We start from the raw sequence: 21,589 nt of genomic DNA, 5'->3' as shown, positions 1-21,589 counted from the left end.
TGACTCTGTCATTGACAGCCAGCTTCAAACAGGGCTAGCTTCGATTGACATAGCCAGAGGGAGGTGACGTGACGTGACTCCAGACCGCTGCGTCCGGACGGGCGGCCCGCCCGTCACGAAGTCCACCGGCACCATCCGGGTCGACCGGACCGGAGGGCTGGTCAGGATCACCATCGACCGCCCCGAGGTCGGCAACGCCCTGACCCTGGCGATGTGCCGGGCCCTGGCCGACGCCGTCGCCGAGGCGGACGCCGATCCCGGCGTGCGAGTCGTCGTCCTCACCGGCGCCGGCGAGGACTTCTGCGCCGGCAGCGACCTCGACGACCTCGCCGCCGACCAGGAGACGGCGCTCGGCCTGCGCTCACCGCTCGCCGAGTTCCACCAGGCCGTCCTGCGCAGCGACACTGTCCTCGTCGCCGCCGTGGACGGGGCCGTCGTCGGAAGCGCCGCCACCGCCCTGCTCCACTTCGACCTCGTCTACGCCACGCGCCGCAGCCACCTCAAGTACCCGTTCGTCGCCCAGGGGCTGGCCCCGGACGGCGCCGGCACCCTGCTGCTCCCCCAGCGTCTCGGCCCCCAGCGCGCCGCCCAACTCCTGCTGCTGGGCGAGCGCGTGTCCGCGGCCCAGGCGGCCCGGCTCGGCCTGGTCACCGAGGTGGTGGAGGACCGGGAGCATCTGCACACGCGCGTGGCGGAGCAGTTGACCACCCTCCTCGCCGCCCCGGCGGCGGCCCTCCGCGCGACACGGGCGCTGCTGCGGACCGCCGACAGGGACGCGGTGCTGCAGATGGCGGCGGAGGGGGCGACATCGGCGCGGCTGTTCGCAAGCGTGGCTCGTGGTGGGCGCGCCTAGGGCGCGCTCCCTCACACGGGCGGCGCCGCCGGGATGCCTCACGTAGGCGGCTCCGGCGGGATGCCTCACGTAGGCCGCTCCGGCGGGATGCCTGGCGCGGGTGACGCTGGCGAAACACCTAGCGCCGGCCTCGGCGAGATGCCTCCCGTAGGCGGCTCCGGCGAGATACCTCGCGCGGGGTGACGTTGGCGAAACGCCTGGCGCGGGCGGCCCTGGCGGGATGCCTCGCGCTGGCAGCCCCGGCGAGATGCCTCACGTACGCGGCTCCAGCGAGATGCCTAGCGCGGGCGGCCCGGCGGGACGTCTCGCTCAGGCAGCCCGGCGAAACGCCTTGCTCAAGTGGCCCCGGCGAAACGGTCGAGCAGGGCGTCCAGCCCGGCCGCCAGCCCCTCCGCTCCACCCGGCTCGATGAGGGTGGGCGCGGCTTCCCGCAGGCCGGGCAGTTCCTGGGGCGGCATGCGATGCAGCCCCAGACGGAAGGCGGGATCGGGTTCGTCCGGGTTGTCGATCACCGGCCGCAGCTCCACGGAGACGTAGCCGAGCAGCCAGGCGGTGAAGGCGCGGAAGGCGTTGGCCGTACGGGCCTCGTCCAGCCCGGCCTCCTTGAGCAGCCTGAGCACCCGCTCGTGGTCCTTCAGCACGGCCAGCGGCCGCCGGGCGAGCGGGACGGCCAGCATGCGCGTGGTCAGCAGGGGGACCACCTGGGGATGGGCGAGGCAGACGTCGTACGTCGCCCGGGCGACGCGATGGAGGCCGGCCCGCCAGTCGACCGCCTTGGTCTCGGCGGCCAGCCGCTCCTCCAGCTCCAGATAGAGGGCCTCCACCAGGCCGTCCAGCAGACCGTCCTTGCCTTCCGCGTACCGGTAGAGGGCCATCGCCTCCACGCCGAGTTCGGCACCCAGCCGTCGCATGCTCAGCGCCGACAGGCCCTCACGGTCCACCAGCGCCAGCGCGCTGGCCAGCACGCGCTCCCGGCTCAGCCGGCCGTAGCGGCCGCGGTCGCTCGCGCGGCGGGCGGGGGACCCGGCGGGTTTTGCCATCGTCCGGTCTCCTCACCGCCCGACGAACCTCTGGCGCCAAGCCTACGGCGTACATGTACGTGGCGAGGCATGGGCGGGCCCGGGCATGATCGCCCGAGATGCCCGTCTTGTTCCCGCGGATTAGGATCGATGGGCGCAGTCAGGCGGCGCCCCAGGCAGGCAGGAAAGGCCGTGAACGCACCCGCTGTACTCCTGATCGACACGTCGGCCGGGCCCGTGCGCGTGACCACCCCGGTGCCTCGGGACACCTGGTGGGGGCTCGCCGACAAGGACGGGGCGACCAACGTCACCCAGACGCCGGCATGGCTCGACTGCGTGTGCGCCACGGGGCCGTTTCAGGACGCCGGCCGGTTGTACGAGTTCGAGAACGGCAGCCGGGTCGTGTTTCCCCTGGTGTCCAGGCGCCGGCGGCCGCCGTTCACGACGACGCAGGAGTCCTGGCCGGGGGAGTGGGGCATCGGTGGGCCGGTGTCCTCGGGAAGCGTCGGCCCGCGGGAGGCCCGGGTGGTCTTCGAGGACCTCGCGCGGCTCCCGGCCCTGCGCGTGGGTGTGCGGCTGCGTCCCGAGGACTCGGACGTGTGGGCACGTGCCGTACCCGAGGGCTTCCGGGAGGACCTCCACACGGTGCATGTGCTCGACCTGGACGGCGGCTTCGACACGATCTGGGAACGCCGCTTTCATCGGAGCGCCCGGCGCGCTGTCCGTCGCGCGGAGCGCTCGGACGTCGACGTCGAGGTGGACCGGGCCGGCCGGCTGGTCCCGGAGTTCTATCACCTGTTCGAGCAGTCCATCGTGCGCTGGGCCGCCCGTCAGCACGAGCCGCTGGCGCTCGCCCGGTGGCGCAGGAAGCGAGCCTTCCCGAGGGAGCGGCTGGAGACAGTCGTCGAGCGGCTCGGAGAGTCGTGCACGATCTGGATCGCTCGGTGCGCCGGGGAACCCGCCGCGGCGATCGTCGTCCTGCGTCGCGGTCAGCACGCCAAGTTCTGGCACGGGGCCATGAATCGGGACCTGGCGCATCCGGTCCGGGCCAACAACTTGCTGCACCGCCTCGCGATCGAGGACGCGTGTGCCGCCGGCTGCCGCTGGTACGACCTGGGTGGGTCCCGCCAGGGGGCGTCGCTCGCCGCGTTCAAGGAGTCCCTCGGCGCGGACCTCCTGCGCTCCCCCCGCTACTACCGGGAACGCCTCCCCGTCTCCGCGGTCGACCGAGGCCTGCGGACGGCCGTGAAGCGCGCCGTCCGCTTCCAGGAGGGGTGATCCGGATGGCCGGGGGAGTGAGGCTCTCCGGCCCGGCTAGCGACGAGTGTTGACGGCCTTGAGCGCGAGCCGTCGTAGGACGGGATTCCCCGCCACCAGCGCTCGTGCCTTCTGGCCCGACACCATCTGGGCGTGCCGGAGCGCGGCCGGGACGGTGCCCAGCGTCACCCACCCCTCGCCCAGGGGCAGATCGCCCGTCTTCAGCTCCTGTTTGTAGCGCTCGTCGCCCTTGCCGAGGTCGAGGTGTTCGATGCCCTGCGCCGCCGCTGCCCGCGCCATCCGCAGCAGGAGGAGGAGGCCCGGTGAGAAACGCGCCGCCTCGGGGTCGTAGGCGGGGAACCAGTACTGCAGCACCCGTCCCGAGCGCAGCCCGAAGTGCATGGCGACGGGGCGGTCACCCGCGTACAGCGTGGACAGCGTGCCCGTGCAGGTGGTCGACCTGGTGCGCATGAGCGCGTGGAGGAGCGCCACGACCGCGGGTTTCGCGAACAGGTCCACCTGGCCCTTGGCCCGGTACTGCGCGGACTTCAACCGCATGAGCGTCTCGAGACGTTCGGGTGCGGTCTCCTCGAACACCAGCCGCAGCTCGCCGACGCGACGCGTCAGCCGGCGTTCCTTGGCCTCCAGTTGACTCACCTGCGCCGGCGACCTGTCGCGCAGCCCCGCGAGGTAGGCATCGAAGCCGGTGGTCAGGTCGATGACGGGTGACGTGGAGCGGTGCATGACGCCGCTGTCGAAGGGCCGCTGGCCCGCGGTGAGATGGTCGTACCGCCACAGGCGCAGTCCGCAGGCGCGCAGCAGCGCCCGCACGTCCCAGTCGAGGCCCGGCGCGTGGACCAGCCCCTGCACGTCGCACAGCCCGCTGCCGATGGGCAGTCCCAGTCCCAGGCTGTGGTGCTCGTGCGGGAAGTAGCCCACCGGCCCGGATCCGTCCGAGAGCACGGCGACGCGGGCGGTGGGGCGGTGCCGGCCCACGGCCCGGGTGAACTCCGGCGACAGGAAGGGGCTGGCCAGGGCCGGAGTTGTGTGCTGCATGGCCTGCCAGGTGGCGATGTCCGCGGCGTGGAGGCGGTCGGGGGTGAGCACGGTCACCGTCATGGTGTGTCTCCTCTCTGCAGCTTCGTGATCACCGAGGCGTAGTCCCCGAGCGAGGATCCGGGAGTACCGTCGTACAGGTTGTGGTCGAAGGCCCACATCAGTCCCGTCAGTCCGCAGGACTTCAGCTGACGTCCGGCCTGGTTCATGACGCCGGGGTAGTAGGCGGCCACATGAGGTCCCGCGCTCTCCCCGCTGATGGGGAAGCCCTCCTGTGCCGCGATCCGGGAGATCCAGCGCACCGACGACCAGGCCCGCACGCGGGCCTGCGCGGCCGGGTCGAGAGCGTCCGGGGTGACGCTGGTGTCGGCGGCCTGGCAGGCGTTGTTCCTGGGGGTGCCCGAGCCGTCCACGAGCGCTGTGGAGACCAGTTGCACATTGGGCCGGTGGTCGATGAGCGCGATGGTGCGGAAGAAGCCGGCGCCGCGGCTGATGAGCCCCCCTTCGGCCGTCTCGCGGAGATGGCCGTCGACGGCCGCGGACAGGTCGCCGGGGTAGAACCCGGCCCCGGGGATCAGCACCAGCAGCAGTCCGCGGTAGCCCAGTGCCTCGTACTGCCCGGTCTGCCAGTTCACCGCGTCGGCGAGCGCGCCGAGGTACCAGTCGTACCACCGGGACACCTGGCGCGTGCCGAAGGCGGCGCCGTTGTAGGTGCCCTGGCCCGGTCGCCAGCCCGGATAGGGGTTCGGGGGCACGGTCGGGGGCCGGCCGGGGTCCGCGCCGCTCGCCTGCGCGTGCCGGTCGTAGGCCCAGTACGACATGGGGCCGCGGGTGCTCCGGGCCGGCGGCGGATAGGTGAACTCCCCGGCGTCGTTCACCCCGACGCGTATCGCCCAGAAGCTGCCCAGGCCGATCTCGCTGTCCAGCTGTCGTAGATAGCCGGCCACCTCGTTGCGGATCTCCTGGCTGAACACCAGGTTCGGGCTGGAGGTGAACCGTGCACCGCGCTGGTCGGTGAAGGAGTCCTCCGGGTACTTGCCGAGAAGCCAGGACGGCGGGTTGTTGAGGCCCAGGCCCGCCTCCACGCGCAGGCCCGCACTCCGGAACAACCGCACTCTCGCCCTGAGCGCGGCGACGTAGCGTTGGTCCACCTGGCCGGGAGCCGGCTCGAACCGGTCCCACTGGACGGTCAGATGCGCCACCCGTATGCCGTGGGTCTCGTCGGCGCGGGCGGTGCGCGGGCTCGTCTGCAGGGTGCCGAAGAAGTACTGCTCGCGGGGCTGGGTGGGGTCGCCGAGGCGGGTGAAGGAGACCACGGCGGCGATGACGGCGGCGACCGCCGCGTACAGCACCCACCGGCGGACGGGACGGCGCCGCCTCGTGCCACCGGACCGCACGGGCGTGGACCTGGCCGCCGTGGACCGGTCGGCCACGCCCCTCGGGCCGCTGTTCCGGTGGCCGCCTGCGTCCGTCATGGCAGCAGCTCCTCGTACAGGCGCGCGTACTGCGCCGCGAACCGTGCCACGCCGAAACGCTCCTCCACCGTCATGCGTCCCCGCTCCGCCAGGTTCCGCCACCATCGGGGCCGGTCCAGCACGTGCCGCAGCAGACGGCCGGTCTGCTCGCAGTCGCCCGGGGCGGCGCGCAGCACGGCGCCGCACAAGGACGCGAACTGCGGCAGGTCGCTCAGCACGACGGGCCGCCCCGTGGCCAGGGCCTGGAGCACGGTGAGCGGAACGTCCGCCTTGCCGCCGAGCGCGCGGGGCACGTAGAGCAGGACGTCCGCGGAGGCCAGCAGGCCGTGCATGTCGCGGACGGGGCCCAGCACCTCGGTCTCCGCCAGCCCCTGGCGGGCGGCCCGGGCACGCAGGTCCGCCTCCAGCGCGCGGGTGTTCAGTCCCGGCCGGTCGCGCAGCGCGAGGACCAGCCGGAAGCGGGCGCCGGCCCGAGCGGCGACCCCGGCCGAGGCGATGGCCTCCTCGGCGCCGCCCCCCGGGTCGTGATGACCGGTGACCAGCACGGTCGGCCGGTCCGAGGCCGGCCGGGGCAGCAGGGGCCATTCGTCCAGCCGGACGACGGGGCGGATGACCCGGACCTCCCCGAACCCCGCCGAGCGCATCCTTCCCGCGGTGTCCTCGGACAGCGCCACGGTGCGGCCCAGCGGGCGGCACCGGGCGAGAAGGGCCGGGTCCATGACGCCGGGGACGGTGTGCAGGACCGGCGTGTCGCCGACGATCCTCGGCCAGAGGCGGGAGAACGGGGGAAAGGTGGTGCCGATGGTCATCACGGCGTGCACGAGGTCGCACCGCCGGGTGAGCACGGACCCGGCGGCCACCGCCTGGACCCGCACCGGCAGCCGCGGAACGCCGTCGCGCGACAGCAGCGGAACCGACCGTCCCGGCAGGTCCCGCACCGCGTCGTCGGCTCCGGGCCACTTCCGGAACCAGAGGTGGCGCACGACCGGAATCTCCCGGGCGAGTGCCATCGCGAGATCGGTGTCGCCTCCCCTCCCGCCGTCGACGGGACCGCTGGTGAGGAGCAGCACCCGAGGAAGGCGGCGGTCACGGGCCATGGTCGGCCCCCGTCCGCCGGTGCGGGGTCGCTGCCAGATGGTGCAGGTAGGCCTTGTCGGGCAGCGGTAGCTTGTACAGCGCGAGCGTGCCGTAGGTGCGCCCGTGGAAGGAGAACAGCAGGTGGCCCTCGCGTGCGAGGTGCCGGGCGGTGCCCGCGTCCATCGTGCCGTACCCCTGGTCGATCACCTTCCACGGGACGACCAGATAACGGGCGAAGGCGCGGGTGCGGGCCTCGGGCGTGACCCAGTCGCCCATGACGTACCGGTCCCTCAGCGCCCACGACGAGATACCGCCGCTGGCCCCGCCGTCGGCCGCGATGACCGTGCTGCCGACGGGCACGTGCCGGGCCATGTAGGCGCGCAGCCGGGCGTATCCGTCGTCGCTCCCGGAGTGCACCCTGGCGTAGGAGACGCCCGAGAAGGCGACGGTCGCGGTGAGGAAGCCGACGAGGGACACGAGCAGGACGGTGCGCAGCGCCCGGCGGCCGTCCAACTGCCGGAAGCGCTCCGTCACCACGCCGAGCGCGGCACCCAGCACCACCACGGTGGGCACGATGAGCAGGTACAGCGCCTGCTCCTCCAGCGTCCCGTGGGCGAGCGCGAAGGCCAGGGTGAGACCGGCGCACAGGTGGAACAGGCCCAGCATCCGCAGCACCGGATCCTTGCGGCGCAGCAGCACCACCAGGGCGACCGGGCCGAGCAGCAGCAGCGCGTAGGTGGAGGCGAACGTCGTCACCTGGTCGATGAGCCGGCTGGTCAGCGAGGGCGTACCGGCCGCGTGGAACCCGGACTCCTGCACGATCCCGATCAGACGGGCGGCCCCGTGGCTCTTGTCGTACCAGAACGGTGTGAAGTGACCGCAGAGCCCCACCAGCGCCACATACAGCCCGTACGGCACGACGCCGGCTCCCAGCGTGATGAGCAGCAGCCGCCTGGGTGGCCCCCAGCCGAGGAGCAGCGCGAGGAGCAGCGGCAGCACGGTGATCAGCGCCGAGTGGTCCTTGGTCAGCAGGGCCAGCCCGAACAGCAGCCCGGCCGCCAGGGCCCTGAGACGGGGCCGGCCGGGCAGCGGCTGACGGGCGAGCGGGAGGAGCACCAGGTATCCGGCCAGCACGAACAGCACGGTCTGGGTGTCCAGCATCACCCGGTCGTTCTGCCGGATGATGTACGGGTCCAGGGTGAACAGCAGGGCGGCCACGACACCGCCAGTGCGGGATCCGGCCCTGCTGACCAGCAGCAGCACCAGGACCGCCGTGGCGGCTCCGAGGAAGGCGTTGATCAACCGGTCCTGGTACACACCGCTGACGAGGTCCGGGCCGGTGCCGACCAGCTTGTCCCAGCCGGCCTCCACATAGAAGTAGCCGGGGGGATGCAGGAAGAACAGGCCCTCGGAGGTGCGCGGGAATCCGCCCTGGCCGGCGCTGACACCGAGCTGCCGGTAGATCACCTCGTCCACGAAGAGGTCCGCGGAACGGCCCACGTTCACCAGGCGCAGCGTCGCGGCCAGCAGGAAGACGCCCGCCGACAGGACGGACAGCGGCACCGCGCGGCGGGTGGGCGGCGGTGCGGTCCGCGCTCGTCGTGCTTCGAGAATGGTCATGATGAGCCCCTGGGGAACAGGTAGAACTCGGGGGCGAGCGGGACCCGGCCGTCGTGGAACAGGGCCGGGGCCTGTGTGCGGTATCCGAGGATCGAGGCGGTCTTGGAGTGCAGCCCGTGGGTCCACGTCACCGGTCGGCCGAGGTCGTGGTGCCGTACGAAGTCGGAGTCCACGGTGGCGTTCCGGTTGTAGGGGAAGTCGCCGTAGTAGACGACGCGGCGCCGGCTCAGCGCTGCCGCACTCCTGACCAGCAGATGGTCGACATGCCCGCCGATGGCGAGCGGCGCCAGCAGCAGCGGCCCGGCCCCGCCCGGCGCGTCCGGGACGTCCAGCGCCCCGACAGTACGGGTGATGGCACGCAGGACGTCGTCGTCGTGAGGAGAGACGCGGCCCGCGGCGAGATGCGCGCGGTAGGTGGGGTAGACGTGGTCGCGTTCGGGCAGCAACCGGCTCGGCCGTCGTGGCTCACCCGTGCCGGGCCGGGGCTTGCGGCGGAAGAGTCCCTCTGTGAGGCCCGCGTGCCGCCAGTCGACGCCCATGGCGGTGAGCACCTCCCGGTCCTCGGCGCGACGGGCGGCGTACAGCTCCTCGGCGTCGCGCATGCCGGACAGGCGCACGAAACGGCGAGCGGACAGGGTGTACGGCGGCGGGGCGGCAGCCGTGAACAGCGTGACGACGGTGACGGGCACCTGCTCCCGGACATGCGCCATCAGGGCTCCGCAGGACAGCACCGCGTCGTCGAGGTGGGGCGAGAGCACCACCAGGGGGCCGCCACCCCGCACCACGGCAGTGAGGAGATCAGGAGTCACTGGCGATCATCTCCCGCGGAGGGATCTCCGGCGCCGCGGCGGTCGATCCGAGAACGTTCCGCACCAGCGTCAGATACCGGCCGGTCATCGCCTCCCAGGTGTAGTGCCCGGCCGCGCGATACGCCTGCCGGCCCAGAGCGCGCCGGAGGTCCGGGTCCGCGGCGAGCCGGCCGATCTCCTCGGCCAACCGGTCGACGTCGAAGGGGGGCACGCCGATGTTTCCCCTGTCCTCCATCCAGCTCAGCGTCGGCAGGGCGAAGTGGATCACCGGTTTGCCGTGGGCCATGCTCTCGAGCGCGGCGAGTCCGAACGTCTCGCTGCGCGAGGGCAGGACCATGAAGGCGCTTTCCCGGAGCAGGCGTTCCTTGCGTTCCGGGTCCGCATAGCCGAGCCAGTGGACGTTCCCGCCCGCGTCGGCGAGCAGCGTCCGCACCCTGCGCTCCTCGGCCGGCGTGCCGTGTCCGGCGATGTAGAGCGGCAGGCCCGGGGCGGCCGCCGCGTACGCGGCCAGCAGCAGGTCGAGGCCCTTGAGCCGTACGTCGACCCGGCCCAGGAAGAGGATGTGCTCGCCCCGGCCGAACTCGCTGTCGTCGACGGTCCGTTGGTCCACGCCGTTCTCGATCAGGTGCACCGCCGCCCCGGGGCTGTGGCGGCGGGCGTCGGCGGCGTCCGCCTGGTTGAGGACGACCAGGTCCCGGTAGCGGCGCAGGGCGAGGTGTTCGAGGGGAAAGACGGGAACGTGGTACTTCTGCCAGGTGGCCTCGCCGCACCGGCACTGGTTGATCCCGATGACGGGCTTCGGAGCGAAGAGGGGCAGCAGGCCCGTCGTGAACGGGGGAGTGAGGTTCTCCAGCCACACGTCGTGGGGGATCCTCTGGGCGAGAAGGGGCAGCACCGCCTGGAACAGGAGTTGGGCGGCTCGGGGGCCGGCCCGGCAGACGGGCACGAAGCGGTAGCGCAGTCCGTCGCGCACCTTTGTTCCGCCGTGCCGCGCCGCGGTGACGACGGTGACGTCGAAGTCCTGCGCCAGGCGCCGGGCCACGTGATCCACCACGGCCGAACCGCCGCCGCGGTACTCGGCGCTGCGGGTGTTGTCGAAGGCCGAGACGACCACCCGGCTTCGTGCCGGGCCGGCCGCGCAGGGCTGCTCCTCCTGCCGCAAGGTGTTCCAGCGCGCCGCCATGAGCCAGCAGGCGGCGTCCGCGGCGAGTGCCGGCGTGGTGCCGCGTGCGTCGAGGCCGACCACGTCCGCCGTGGAGCACGCCCAGCGGCGGTAACGCTCCTGCCAGTGCCGTCCGGGGTCCCCGCCGTCGTCGGCGGCTTCCTCGGCATGACTCCTCAGGAGCAGTGTCAGGTCGTACGCGCTGGCCAGACGGCGGAAGAGCGCGGCGGTCCGGGAGCCGGGCGGGGGGTCGAACTTCGCCAGGGAGTCAAGGGGGCCACGGTCGGTGAGGATCACGCGGGGGCGGCGTGCGAGGCCGCGCACGGCGGACCGCACCCTCGCGGCCAGCAGCCGTAGGGCGAGTTCGGCGGCGTCGACGCGGGCATGGAGGGCGTCGAACCGGGTTCCCAGCGGTGACGGCGGGCCCGCAGGACGTGCGGACCGGGGACGGCCCGGGAACCGGCGGCACAGCACGCAGCCGTAGCAGTAGGTCCTGGTGACCGTGCAACCCCGCTCCCGCAGTGTCGTCACGACCTCGTCCACCAGAGTGGACTTGCCGGAGTCGTCGGGGCCGGACACCGCCACCACCAGTCGGGCCGGGGTGCGCGGGCGGCTGTTCGGCCTGACGCGGATGCCGGTCATGAGGTGCCCGCCTTTCGGCTCTTGGCCACGCACAGCGGAACCCTGAGCGCTGCCTCTCGTACGGCGCCCTCGATCCGTCCCTCGCGCAGCAGACGGGGGGTGTGCTCCAGCGCCACCTGCAGGGAGACCTTCGTCGGAAGGGGCATGGGCAGGGGGACGAACTCACCCCGGTCGAGCCGTCCGACGGTCTCCACGGCGACGGCGAGGGCCTGGTCGTGGGCGGTGCCCCAGCCTTCCCGGGCAGACGCGCTCCGTGCCTCGGCCAGGACGTCCGGCCGCAGCAGCGGCCTGATGGCGAGAAGCTCCGACAGTTCGAACGACAGGTTCTGGAAGAGCGCGTGGGCCAGCCAGATGCGCAGCCGGTCCGCCGGACGGGGCTCCAGCCAGGGACGGTCGTCGCAGGCCGAGGCGCGAGCAAACAGCCGGGTGTTGGGGATCACCGGGACGCCGAACCACGAGACGGAGGCGTGCAGGTGGACGGCCGGGCCAGTGGGCGGCCACAACAGCACCTTCGTGGCCCGCTCCAACCAGTACCGCTCGCGGCGCATGCACCAGCCGGACAGCGTCTCGGCCGCCGCCGCCCATGTGCCGTCGGGGACGACCAGGTCGAAGTCGCCCCCCACGTGTTCGCCCGGTCCGTCCGCCTTGATCAGGACACTCGGGATGCCCGCCGCGAGCAGCCGCTCCGTCGCCTCGCGCGCATTGCTGCGGAAGGACGCCTCGCACTTCTCGGCCTCGGCCACGGTCTCGGCCAACTGCCGGGGATAGGCGGCGGCGAGCAGGGCTTCCGTGTTGCCGGCACGGGCCAGGGTCAGGGCGCGGCGCAGTTCCTCGTCCCCGGCGGGGCGGACGTCGTGGCGCCAGACGGCGTCGAGGAGGAGCCGGGTGGCGGCGGTGTCCCCGCTCGGGCGCCCGGCACCGTGGACCGGGCCCTCCTCGGGTCCCTTCGGGGTGTCCTGCCCGGACCCCGCGTCGTCCGAGCGGTCCTGAGACGTGGAGTTCACCCGGTGCCGCAGGAACCGCATGGCCGCCAGGGCCCCGGTGGCCGTCGCGGCGACGAGCCAGGCGACGGGAACCGGACGCAGCGCCACGAGCACGCAGGTGACGGCGAGCGGTTCGACCAGCGGTAGTCCCACGAAGACATGGAATCCCTGCCGGCGCACCAGCAGACCCATCAGCAGCAGCAACGCCGCCAGGGCGCCGCAGCAGCCGCCGAGCGCCAGTCCCGGTATCCCTCCGGCCCGCCAGCCGACCAGCAGGCCCACCAGGAAGAGCAGTACCCCGACGGCCTGACGAGGCTGGCAGGACTGGTCGTTGACCGCCTGGAAGAAGGTGGAGACGAGGTTGATACCGCCGACGGCGAACCCCGAGACCGCGGTGTACACCGCGATCCTGCTCAACATGCCGTAGTTCGCCGGGAAGATCACGCCGAACACCTCGGGTGGTGTGGTCGCGTAGACGGCCGTGAGGGGGAGGGCGACGATGAGGTACATCCGTACGGCGCTGGCGGCCAGCGGTGTACCCATCCGCCGCCGGGACAGCGCGGGAAAGAAGGCCACCGAGATGGCGCCGGCCAGGAAGAGCGGCGCCCGGCCCATCATCACGCTCGCCTGATAGCCGGCCGTGGCCGCCGCGCCGGTCGGAAGCAGCGCGACCAGGACCAGGTCGACGGTGGCCATCAGCGCCACCAGGCTCTGCACACTGCCCAGTTCCAGCGCACGGCGCCACAGGTCGCGGTTCGCCCGTGCCTGAGCCCACCACCTGCCCCCGCGCGTCATCCGGTACGGCCACCACAGCAGCAGGGCGACCGCCCCGATCCCGAACGCGGCCAGGGCCCCGGTGGCACCGAGGCCGAACACCGACACGAGCAACAGGCCCGCGAGGACCTTCAGGGCCGCCTCACCGGTGAGCACGCCGGCCAGGGTCCGCATCCGCTCGGTGCCCTGGAGCCAGCCGCCGCTGACCCGGGTGACGTAACTGAGCAGGGTGACGACGCCGAGTGTGGCGACGGTGGCCGCACCGGCGAACCGCGTGGCCACCAGGGCGACCGCACCGCCGGCCACGAGCCCGCCGGTCACCGCGATCACCACGGCGAACCGCACGGCCTCACCGCGCTCGGACTGCGAACGGGCGCGTGCCAGGGCCTGGGCCAGCACCCACGGGATGGCGACGAGAGCGATGGTCGCCGCGCACAGCACCAGTCCCTGTCCCGCGGCGAAGGTCGCGAAGTCGTGCACGTCCAGCAACCGCGTCAGCAGCAGGGCGTAGCCGTAGTTGAGGGCTCCGACGGTCAGCCACGCGGCGGTGACCCAGCGGGCTCCCTGCACGGCCCTGACGTCGTCCGGGCGTGCGACCGGGTGGGGGGCGGAGATGCGCGTGGAGGTCATGGCGTGGTGCGGTCGCTTTCGCTCTGGGGGCCGGCCGTTCCCACGAGGACGTCCTGTCGGCTGGCCAGGGTGAGTTCGCTCGGCCGGACGCCCAGACGGCGGAGGGCCCGAGCGGCGCGGACCTCGTCGCAGCCGTGCAGCAGCACCCGGAAGGTGTCCCCGCACCGGTTCCAGGCGTCGGTCAGGCGCAGGGCCTGCCTGAGCACCTGCTCCATCGCGTTGCCGTCCGTCACCCGGAAACTGCCGATGACGGAGAGATCGCTCGGCCGGCGGCGGGAGTGCCGGTGGCGCCGGGTCCGTGACATCTCCTCCAGGACCACGGCGGCAAGCCGCTCCGCGGTGTCGTCCCAGGAGAAGGTCGCGGCCCAGGAGCGGCATCGGCCGGCCACCCGCTCCCGCGCGGCGGCCTCGGTGAGCTCCGCCAGCGCGTCGGCGACTCCGCCGGCCAGGTCCGCTTCCGGTGGCAGAAGCCATCCGGTGTGCCCGGGCCGTACCGCGTCGCGCAGTCCCGGCACGTCGTAGACGACGGCGGGGGTACCGACGGCGTTGGCCTCGATGACGGTGAGGCCCCATCCCTCGGCGACGGACGGAACGACCGTCAGCCATGCCTGGGCGAGCAGCTCCCACTTGCGTTCGTCGCTCACCCGGCCGTGGAAGGTGACGGCGTCCGAGACGCCGAGCCGTGTCGCGAGGGCGCGCAGGCGGGGCAGCTCAGTGCCGTCCCCGGCGATGTCGAGCCGCACGCCGGGCATCTTGTGCACCAGCGCCGGCATGGCGTGCACCAGCAGGTCCAGGCGCTTCTGCGGCACGAGCCTGCTGACGACCGCGATGGCCGGAGTCCGGCCCCGCGGATCGTCGGCGGACCCGGCCGGTCCGTGGGAGGCGGGGGCGAGCGTGTTGCCGTTGGGGACGATGTAGACCGGGTTGCGGAAGCCGAGTTCACGCCGGATCCCCTCCAGGGTGGAGGGGGAGACCACGACGACCGGACGCCCGCGGTAGACCACCTTGCTCACCTGCTTCTCCAGGACCCTGCCGACGGTGTTCAGCGGGCGGGGCAACAGCAGGTCGAACTGGGTCTGGTGGACGTGGTGGACGACGCAGATGTCCGCGGTCCAGCGCGGTGTGAACAGCGGCGAGAAGAAGGGGATGCCGTTCTGGCAGTCGATGACGGCGTCGTAGGTGTGGCGGTGGCGCAGCAGGTGCCGGGCCGCCGCGGCGTAGACGCCGTAGGTGCCGCCGCCGCGCAGGATCCGTGTGCCGTCGGACACGGAGTGGGGTTCGGAGCCCGGGTGGCGTGCCGTGAAGACCGTGACGTGGGCGCCGGCGGCGCTGAACCGGCGGGCGGTCTCACGGCAGAACACCTCCGCGCCGCCGGCCCGTGGGTGGGAGGGGTCGCGCCAGTTGAGGAAGAGTATGTCAGCTCGGGCGAGCTCGTTCAGTGCAGTCATGGCGGTCACCGCGCTATCGAGATCCTGATCAGGTCGGCCATCGAGCGCAGCCCGTCCCGGCGGGCCGAGAACGTCGATCCCGGCACGTCGCACCAGGCGACCGGCACTTCTGTCACCCGGTGTCCCCGGCGCCCGACGCGGGCGAGGATCTCCACGTCGAAGGCGAATCCGTCGACGTGGCAACCGTCGACGATCTCGCGGATGAGGGGCCCGTCGAAGAATTTGAAGCCGCACTGGGTGTCGGCGATGCCGGGGAGGGAGAAGCGAGCCATGCGCCGGAAGAGCCAGCCGCCGCAGCGGCGCAGCGCGGACTGTTCGATCTCGTAGTGCGCGCCCGGGGCCCGCCGGGAAGCGATCACCGCCGCGTGCCCCTGCTCGAGCAGGGCCATGACGGGTTCGAGCGTCTCGATGGGGGTGGCGCTGTCGGCGTCGGCGAACCCCACGTACCGGGCCGAGGAGGTGGAGATGCCCCGGCGGACGGCGGCTCCCTTGCCGCGGTCGCTGCAGCCGATGGTGTACACGGGGACGGGCGCTCCGGCGAAACGCCGCACGACGTCGTGCGTGCGGTCGGCGCTGTCGTTGTCCACGACCACGACCGCGGAGGTCCAGGGCCGCTCGGCGAGGTAGTCGACGGTGAGCTCGATGGTGGACGGGAGGCGATGCTCCTCGTTGAGCGCCGGGAAGATGAGCTCCAGGTCGACCTCGGGGCGGCTGAGCGCGAAAGTCATGAGCAGTCCGCTCCTCTGAGAAGGATACGGTGTATACGTACACGTTCATCTCATGTCGGCACAAAGTCAAGCGGAACGGTCAGAGGTTGACGTGGACCCCTCGACGGTGGACCCTGTACATATACGACGTAAACATACGTGGCAAAGCACGGTACTCGTCATGACCTCGACCCGCATCCTCGTCACCGGCGGAGCCGGCTTCATCGGCTCGCACTACGTGCGCACGATGCTGGGCCCCGGCGGCCCCCCGGACGTGGCGGTGACCGTCCTGGACAAGCTCACCGAGGCCGGCAACCCCGCCAACCTGGACGACGTCCGTCACGCGCGGGGCTTCTCCTTCGTCCACGGCGACATCTGTGACCTCGACGTCGTCGACGCGTTGGTCGCGGCGCACGACCAGGTGGTGCACTTCGCCGCCGGCGCCCCCGCCGTCCGCACGAACGTCCTGGGGACGCAGACCCTGCTGGAGGCGGCGCTGCGGCACGGGCCGCGCAGGTTCGTGCACATCTCCTCCGCCGAGGTCTACGGCTCCGTGCGCGCCGGCTCCTGGCTCGAGACCGACCCCCTGCGGCCCAACTCGCCCTACTCCGCGTCCAAGGCGGCGTCCGACCTGCTGGCGCTGGCGTACCACCGCACGCACGGCCTCGACGTGCGGGTGACCCGGTGCTCGACGACCTACGGGCACCACCAGTTCCCCGAGCGGGTCGTCCCGCTGATCATCACCCACCTTCTGGAGGACAGGCCCGTGCTGTTGTACGGCAACGGGCTCACCGTCCGCGACTGGATCCACGTCGACGACCAGGTGCGCGGCATCGAACTGGTCCGCAGGGGCGGGCGCCCGGGCGAGGTCTACAACATCGGCGGCGGGGACGAACTCTCCCACCGGGAGCTCGCCGGGCTGGTGCTGGGCGTCTGCGGGGCCGACCCGGGGACGGTCCGGTTCGTCGATGACGGCCGGGACGGCGGCGACCACCGCCGCTCGGTCGACTGCACGAAGATCCGCACGGAACTCGCGTTCGCGCCCCGCAAGGACCTGGTCACGGGCCTTGAGGAGACGGTCGACTGGTACCGGACGCACCGCTCCTGGTGGGAGCCGCTGCTGCGGCAGGACCCCGCACGCCGGTGCGACCACGGGCGCAGCGACTCCGAACGGTGCGACTCCGAGCGGTGCGACTACGAGCGGCTCCCGTCATGAACGCGCCCATCGAGGACTACGCCCTCATCAGCGACCTGGAAACCGCCGCGATGGTCGGCCGGGACGGATCGGTCGACTGGCTGTGCCTGCCCCGGTTCGACTCGCCGGCCTGTCTCGCCGCGCTCGTGGGCACCCGGGACAACGGGTTCTGGAAGGTGGCCCCCGTCGCCGGCGGCCGGTGCACCCGCCGGACCTACCGCGGGGACACCCTGATCCTGGAGACGGAGTGGCACAGCGCGGCCGGCGCCGTGCGGGTCGTCGACTTCATGCCCCCGCGCACCCAGTCGCCGTGCCTGATCCGCATGGTGGAGGGCCTGTGGGGCCGGGTGACCGTGCGCAGCGAACTCCGGCTGCGCTTCCACCAGGGCCGCGTGCTGCCGTGGGTCCGGGTCGGCGAGTCCGGCACGGTCGCGGTCGCCGGTCCGGACGCCGTCTGGCTGCACGCCGACGGGCCGGTGCACGGGCCCGACCGGGCGGACCGCACGGTGCACGACTTCACGGTCACGGCCGGCCGTAGGCTCGCCCTGACGCTCGTCTGGTCCCCGTCGCACCTGACCGAGCCGCCCCCACCGCTGTACGTCCCGGCGGAGACGGCGCTGAAGGAGACCAGCCAGTTCTGGCGCCGCTGGAGCGCCCAATGCCGTTACGCCGGACCGTGGCGCGAGGCGGTGATGCGCTCCCTGATCACCCTCAAGGCGCTCACCTACGCCCCCACGGGCGGCGTCGTCGCGGCACCGACCACGTCCCTTCCCGGCTGCGTGGGGGGAGAGCGCAACTGGGACTACCGGTACTGCTGGCTGCGCGACTCCACCGTCACCCTGTCCTGCCTGCTGCGCAGCGGCTACCGGGAGGAGGCCACGGCCTGGCTGGACTGGCTCGTACGGGCCGTCGCGGGTGACCCGGACCATCTGCAGACCGTCTACGGTGTCGAGGGCCAACGGCTCCTGACGGAGACCGAGGCGCCGTGGCTGACCGGTTACGACGGGTCGCGGCCGGTCCGGTTCGGGACCGCGATGCCTCAGTTCCAGCTGGACGTGTACGGCGAGGTCATGGACACGCTCTGGCTGTCGCTGCGCGCCGGGATCCCCATGCCGGCTCATGTGTGGGACCTGGTGGAGGTGCTCATGGGCCACCTCGAGCGGCACTGGCGCCGGCCGGACCAGGGGATGTGGCAGGTACGGGGAGCGCCCAGACAGTTCGTCCACTCCAAGGTCATGGCCTGGGTGGCCGCCGACCGTGCCGTGCGCATGGGCGTGCTGCTCGGCAGGAACGGCTCCTCCGGTGTGTGGCGGGCCATGCGCGACGAGGTCCACCGGGACGTCTGCCGCAAGGGGTGGGACAGCGGGCAGAGGTCCTTCGTGCAGTTCTACGGCTCCTCCGCCCTCGACGCCTCGGCGCTGCTGATCCCCCGCCTCGGCTTCCTGCCCGCCGGGGACGAGCGGGTGCGCGGCACCGTGCGCGCCATGCGGCGGCTGGCTCACGGAGGGTTCGTGCGACGGTACGCCGCCGGGCGTGCCCTGGACGGCATCCGCGACTCCGAGGGGACGTTCGTCTCGTGCTCCCTGTGGTACGCCCAGAGCCTCGCCGCGACCGGGCACCCGAGGCAGGCCCGGGAGGTCTTCGAACGGGTCCTCGCCATCCGCAACGACGTCGGTCTGCTCGCCGAACAGTGGGACCCGGACGCGGGCCGTCAGCTGGGCAACGCGCCCAAGGCGTTCAGCCATGTCGCCCTGGTGGAGACGGCGTTCGCCCTGTCGTCCCTTCCCCCGGCCGGTCGCTGAGGGCGCGTCCGTCGAGCACCACCGCCGCGCCCTCCCGCACCGTCATCGGCCGCGCGAACAGGAAGCCCTGTCCGTACCGGCAGCCCATCGCCGTCAGCAGCTCGCGTTGCAAGGACGTCTCGACGCCCTCCGCGATCACCTGCACCTCGAGCGTGCTCGCGAGGCGGACGATCCCCTCGACGAGTCTGACCTGCCGGGTGTCCTCGGGGATGTCGTCGATGAACGACTTGTCGATCTTGAGGACGTCGACGGGGAAGTCGTGCAGATAGCGCAGCGAGGAGAATCCGGTGCCGAAGTCGTCCACGGCGATGCGCACGCCGAGATCCCTGAGCTCGCGGACGAGCTCGTCGATCCGCTCGTCCCGGCGCATCAGTACCGACTCCGTGAGCTCCAGCTGCAGTGAGCCCGGGGCCAGGCCCGGGGTTTCCAGAGCGCGGGAGACCTCGTCCACGAAGCCCTGTTCCTGCCACTGACGACCGGAGACGTTCACGCTGACGTACGGCGGCGTCGGCCGCCCGGTCTGGAGCTGCAGCCGGGCCATGTCGGCGGTGGCGCTGTGCAGCACCCAGGCGCCCAGCGGCGTGATGTGTCCGGTCTCCTCGGCGAGCGGGATGAACTGGCTGGGCGGTACGGGCCCGTGCCGGTGGTGCGGCCAGCGGGCCAGCGCCTCGAAGCCGACCACCTCGTCCGTGACGAGGTCCACCACGGGCTGGTACAGCAACGCGAACTCGTCCCGGGCGATCGCGTCGTCCAGCCGCACCCGCAGATCCTGACGCTGTGTCATACGGGTCCGCAGCTGGGGCCGGAAGCGCCGCCACTGGCGCTTGCCGGCCGCCTTCGCCGCGTACAGGGCCACGTCGGCGAGGGCCAGCAGTTCCTGGGCGTCCGTGGTGTCGAGAGCGGTGGCCACGCCCACGCTGGCGGAGACGTTCACGGTGTCGCCGGCCAGCCGGAAGGGCCGGCCCAGGGTCTGGATGACCTGCGCCGCCAGCAGTTCGGCGTCCAGCGGCAGCTTGGCGTCCTCCATCAGCACCGCGAACTCGTCGCCGCCGAGCCGCGCCGCCGTGTCGGTACGGCGCAGCGTCCCCTCCAGCCGTTCGCCGACCGCCTTCAGGAGCAGGTCGCCGCAGGAGTGGCCCAGGGTGTCGTTGACGTTCTTGAAGTCGTCCAGGTCGATGAAGAGCAGACAGGTCAGCGCGGGTTCGCGTCGTCCGCGCAGCAACGCACGGTGGGTCCGCTCCAGCAGCAGGGTGCGGTTGGGCAGGCCGGTGACCGGGTCGTGGAAGGCCCGCTGGGTCAGTTCCTGCTGCAGCCGGCGCTGTTCGGTCACGTCTCGCAGGGTGACGACCAGTCCGCCCACGGTCTCGTCCCGCCGCAGGTCCCGGCAGCGCACCTCCACCTCGATGTGGCCGCCGCCGCGCAGCACCCGCCAGTGGTCGTGGCTCTCCCGGCTCGCGTCGCCGTCGGGGGCCATGAGGGTGCTCTCCACCCGGTCGCGGTCCCGGGGGTCCACCAGTTCCCGCAGCGCCGTGCCGGTCAGCGCGGCGCTGCCCAGGACGGCCTCGGCGGAGGGGCTGGCGTACCGCACGGTCGTGTCGTCGCCGACGATCAGGATGACGTCCGAGGCGCTGCGGACCAGCGTGCGGAAGTAGGCCTCGCTCTCCCGGTGCACGATCTCCCGGCGCAAGGCGATACGGTCCGCGGCCAGTCCCGCGTGCGAGGCGAGTATCTCCACGGAACCGCGCACGTCGGCGAGCCGGCGCTCCGGTCCCGCGGCCACCAGCATGCTCGGGAGGTCGTCGCCGGCCCCGCGGTCGGGCTGGCCGACGGCGCACACCAGGGCGTACGGCAGCTCGCCGAGGGCGGGGGCGAGGTCCGGACCGAGCCGGTCGGCGGGGACCAGGCGGCAGCCGTGGCGAGGACCGCCCCGCGGACCCCCGGGAGCGTCGGCGCCCGCGAGGAGCCCGTGGAGGTGCCGGGACCGCCCGGGCGGCACGAGCAGGGTCAGGTGGGGCACGTCCGGCCCCACCAGGGCGGTGATCGCCGTGTCGCAGGCCCGCGCGATCTCGTGCGGTGCCATGGCCGCCACGAGGGAGGCGGTCGCAACGCGCAGCGCCTGTTCGCGTGACACGGCCTTGCGGTGGGCGACGACCATGCCCGCGAGCCGCAGGATGACCAGCAGGAACAGCATGGCCGAGAACGTGGCCGGCACGGTCGCGTGCCGCAGGCTGCCCGTCCGTGCCTCGATGACCAGGATGCCGGGTGCGATGAGCGTGGCGAAGGTGAGCACGACGAGCCTGCGCCACTGCGGGCGCAGGGACTCGGGCCGGGGTTCCGGATCGGTCAGCCGGGCCATCGAGGGGTGCAGGCCGGCCAGCCCCCACGTCAGGTAGAAGACGATCCAGCCGACGTCCAGCAGGGTGTCGGGCGGCTGGCTGTCGTCCAGCCGCAGGATGCCGTAGGCGATGTCGAAGGCGAGCAGCGTGACCATGCCCAGACCGAGCAGTTGCACGGTTCGGTTGTGCAGAGTTCCGGGGCCGGCGGCGACCAGCCGGACCAGCATGGCCAGCAGCAGGAGGTCGCCCAGCGGGTAGGCGAGGCTGATCGCGCGCTGCTGCCATGTGAGCCCGTCCAGCGCGGCGAGCGGCTGCACCAGGTAGATCCACACCGGCAGCCCCACACCGGCGGTGACGATCATGGCGTCCAGCAGACTGGGCAGGTCACGGCGGACACGGCTGTAGCGGACGAGGCCGAAGAGCCCCGCGGCGAAGAGGGGGTACACGGCGAGATAGCAGGCGTCCGCGGGAGAGGGGTCCAGAGCCCGGAAGTACTCGTTCTGCACGTCGTAGTACGTGTCACCCGCGGTGAACACCAGCAGGCCGGCGGCGAGGGCCAGCCACGGCCAGCTGCGCGCGGGACGGTGCAGTCGCACGCCGGTGAGGACGGCCGCGGCGCTGCCCAGGCCGATGAGGGCCTCGACCAGGACGTGTGCGTCGGCGAGGGTCATGGAGACACAGGTGAGGCCCGCGACGACGACGGTGTAGGCGGTCATCGACCAGCGGGTCTGCGACATCGGCACA

At 72.5% G+C, this 21,589-nt stretch carries 15 protein-coding genes; 4 read left to right on the top strand and 11 right to left on the bottom strand.

All coding sequences use genetic code 11. The features are described 5' to 3' along the window. Positions 1 to 73 precede the first annotated feature (73 nt). The gene (locus ABZZ74_RS19440) at positions 74 to 853 is read left to right on the top strand and encodes an enoyl-CoA hydratase/isomerase family protein (RefSeq protein WP_356766431.1); all 780 of its coding nucleotides are present in this window, start codon (positions 74 to 76) and stop codon (positions 851 to 853) included. Between the two features lie 335 nt (positions 854 to 1,188). Here the strand turns inward: ABZZ74_RS19440 and ABZZ74_RS19435 are convergent, their stop codons facing one another. Further along, entirely contained in the window at positions 1,189 to 1,893 is a 705-nt protein-coding gene (locus tag ABZZ74_RS19435) for a TetR/AcrR family transcriptional regulator C-terminal domain-containing protein (RefSeq protein ID WP_356766429.1), read from the bottom strand. A gap of 171 nt (positions 1,894 to 2,064) precedes the next feature. Between ABZZ74_RS19435 and ABZZ74_RS19430 the strand changes: the two genes are divergently transcribed. Continuing rightward, the gene (locus ABZZ74_RS19430; protein WP_356766427.1) at positions 2,065 to 3,150 is read left to right on the top strand and encodes a GNAT family N-acetyltransferase; all 1,086 of its coding nucleotides are present in this window, start codon (positions 2,065 to 2,067) and stop codon (positions 3,148 to 3,150) included. Positions 3,151 to 3,186: 36 nt separating this feature from the next. Here the strand turns inward: ABZZ74_RS19430 and ABZZ74_RS19425 are convergent, their stop codons facing one another. The 9 genes from ABZZ74_RS19425 to ABZZ74_RS19385 are packed head-to-tail and all read right to left on the bottom strand — an operon-like array spanning position 3,187 to position 15,533. Next, entirely contained in the window at positions 3,187 to 4,248 is a 1,062-nt protein-coding gene (locus ABZZ74_RS19425; RefSeq protein WP_356766425.1) for a GNAT family N-acetyltransferase, read from the bottom strand. Further along, the gene (locus ABZZ74_RS19420) at positions 4,245 to 5,660 is read right to left on the bottom strand and encodes a beta-galactosidase (protein WP_356766423.1); all 1,416 of its coding nucleotides are present in this window, start codon (positions 5,658 to 5,660) and stop codon (positions 4,245 to 4,247) included. The genes ABZZ74_RS19425 and ABZZ74_RS19420 overlap by 4 nt, the downstream gene beginning before the upstream one ends. Next, entirely contained in the window at positions 5,657 to 6,757 is a 1,101-nt protein-coding gene (locus tag ABZZ74_RS19415) for a glycosyltransferase (RefSeq protein WP_356766421.1), read from the bottom strand. The genes ABZZ74_RS19420 and ABZZ74_RS19415 overlap by 4 nt, the downstream gene beginning before the upstream one ends. Then, positions 6,747 to 8,357, bottom strand: coding sequence for a phospholipid carrier-dependent glycosyltransferase (locus ABZZ74_RS19410; RefSeq protein ID WP_356766419.1), 1,611 nt, complete (start codon positions 8,355 to 8,357; stop codon positions 6,747 to 6,749). The genes ABZZ74_RS19415 and ABZZ74_RS19410 overlap by 11 nt, the downstream gene beginning before the upstream one ends. Further along, positions 8,354 to 9,166 carry a PIG-L family deacetylase gene (locus tag ABZZ74_RS19405; protein ID WP_356766417.1) on the bottom strand — a complete coding sequence of 271 codons (813 nt, stop codon included), beginning with the start codon at positions 9,164 to 9,166 and terminating at the stop codon, positions 8,354 to 8,356. Before ABZZ74_RS19405 ends, ABZZ74_RS19410 begins: the two co-directional genes overlap by 4 nt. Continuing rightward, positions 9,156 to 10,970: a glycosyltransferase gene (locus tag ABZZ74_RS19400; protein WP_356766415.1), complete on the bottom strand. Its 1,815-nt coding sequence runs from the start codon at positions 10,968 to 10,970 to the stop codon at positions 9,156 to 9,158. Before ABZZ74_RS19400 ends, ABZZ74_RS19405 begins: the two co-directional genes overlap by 11 nt. Next, positions 10,967 to 13,357: a lipopolysaccharide biosynthesis protein gene (locus ABZZ74_RS19395; RefSeq protein WP_356766413.1), complete on the bottom strand. Its 2,391-nt coding sequence runs from the start codon at positions 13,355 to 13,357 to the stop codon at positions 10,967 to 10,969. Before ABZZ74_RS19395 ends, ABZZ74_RS19400 begins: the two co-directional genes overlap by 4 nt. Further along, positions 13,354 to 14,805 (bottom strand): glycosyltransferase family 4 protein, encoded by a 1,452-nt coding sequence (locus ABZZ74_RS19390; protein ID WP_356766411.1) that lies wholly within the window; start codon positions 14,803 to 14,805, stop codon positions 13,354 to 13,356. The genes ABZZ74_RS19395 and ABZZ74_RS19390 overlap by 4 nt, the downstream gene beginning before the upstream one ends. Before the next feature lie 5 nt (positions 14,806 to 14,810). Continuing rightward, on the bottom strand, positions 14,811 to 15,533 hold the full coding sequence (locus ABZZ74_RS19385; RefSeq protein WP_356766409.1) for a glycosyltransferase: 723 nt from the start codon (positions 15,531 to 15,533) through the stop codon (positions 14,811 to 14,813). A 160-nt stretch (positions 15,534 to 15,693) separates the two neighbouring features. On the opposite strand from ABZZ74_RS19385, the gene ABZZ74_RS19380 reads away from it, so the two are divergent. Continuing rightward, positions 15,694 to 16,728: a dTDP-glucose 4,6-dehydratase gene (locus tag ABZZ74_RS19380; protein ID WP_356766407.1), complete on the top strand. Its 1,035-nt coding sequence runs from the start codon at positions 15,694 to 15,696 to the stop codon at positions 16,726 to 16,728. After that, positions 16,725 to 18,509, top strand: a complete 1,785-nt coding sequence (locus tag ABZZ74_RS19375) for a glycoside hydrolase family 15 protein (protein ID WP_356766405.1) — start codon at positions 16,725 to 16,727, stop codon at positions 18,507 to 18,509. The genes ABZZ74_RS19380 and ABZZ74_RS19375 overlap by 4 nt, the downstream gene beginning before the upstream one ends. On the opposite strand, the gene ABZZ74_RS19370 is transcribed toward ABZZ74_RS19375, so the two are convergent. Further along, positions 18,445 to 21,582 carry an EAL domain-containing protein gene (locus ABZZ74_RS19370; protein WP_356766403.1) on the bottom strand — a complete coding sequence of 1,046 codons (3,138 nt, stop codon included), beginning with the start codon at positions 21,580 to 21,582 and terminating at the stop codon, positions 18,445 to 18,447. The two genes, ABZZ74_RS19375 and ABZZ74_RS19370, sit on opposite strands and share 65 nt — an antisense overlap. Between the last annotated feature and the right edge of the window lie 7 nt (positions 21,583 to 21,589).

The sequence above is a fragment of the Streptomyces sp. NPDC006476 genome (genome assembly GCF_040612015.1).
In the GTDB taxonomy this organism is placed as follows: Bacteria; Actinomycetota; Actinomycetes; order Streptomycetales; family Streptomycetaceae; genus Streptomyces; species Streptomyces griseorubiginosus_B.
This window is presented reverse-complemented; position numbering and strand designations above follow the sequence as displayed.

Excerpts from the sequence above, each read along its gene's own strand:
- ABZZ74_RS19435 (WP_356766429.1), bottom strand. The coding sequence starts at position 1,893 with ATGGCAAAACCCGCCGGGTCCCCCGCCCGCCGCGCGAGCGACCGCGGC.
- ABZZ74_RS19425 (WP_356766425.1), bottom strand. The coding sequence starts at position 4,248 with ATGACGGTGACCGTGCTCACCCCCGACCGCCTCCACGCCGCGGACATC.
- ABZZ74_RS19420 (WP_356766423.1), bottom strand. The coding sequence starts at position 5,660 with ATGACGGACGCAGGCGGCCACCGGAACAGCGGCCCGAGGGGCGTGGCC.
- ABZZ74_RS19415 (WP_356766421.1), bottom strand. The coding sequence starts at position 6,757 with ATGGCCCGTGACCGCCGCCTTCCTCGGGTGCTGCTCCTCACCAGCGGT.
- ABZZ74_RS19410 (WP_356766419.1), bottom strand. The coding sequence starts at position 8,357 with ATGACCATTCTCGAAGCACGACGAGCGCGGACCGCACCGCCGCCCACC.
- ABZZ74_RS19400 (WP_356766415.1), bottom strand. The coding sequence starts at position 10,970 with ATGACCGGCATCCGCGTCAGGCCGAACAGCCGCCCGCGCACCCCGGCC.
- ABZZ74_RS19395 (WP_356766413.1), bottom strand. The coding sequence starts at position 13,357 with ATGACCTCCACGCGCATCTCCGCCCCCCACCCGGTCGCACGCCCGGAC.
- ABZZ74_RS19390 (WP_356766411.1), bottom strand. The coding sequence starts at position 14,805 with ATGACTGCACTGAACGAGCTCGCCCGAGCTGACATACTCTTCCTCAAC.
- ABZZ74_RS19385 (WP_356766409.1), bottom strand. The coding sequence starts at position 15,533 with ATGACTTTCGCGCTCAGCCGCCCCGAGGTCGACCTGGAGCTCATCTTC.
- ABZZ74_RS19380 (WP_356766407.1), top strand. The coding sequence starts at position 15,694 with ATGACCTCGACCCGCATCCTCGTCACCGGCGGAGCCGGCTTCATCGGC.
- ABZZ74_RS19375 (WP_356766405.1), top strand. The coding sequence starts at position 16,725 with ATGAACGCGCCCATCGAGGACTACGCCCTCATCAGCGACCTGGAAACC.
- ABZZ74_RS19370 (WP_356766403.1), bottom strand. The coding sequence starts at position 21,582 with ATGTCGCAGACCCGCTGGTCGATGACCGCCTACACCGTCGTCGTCGCG.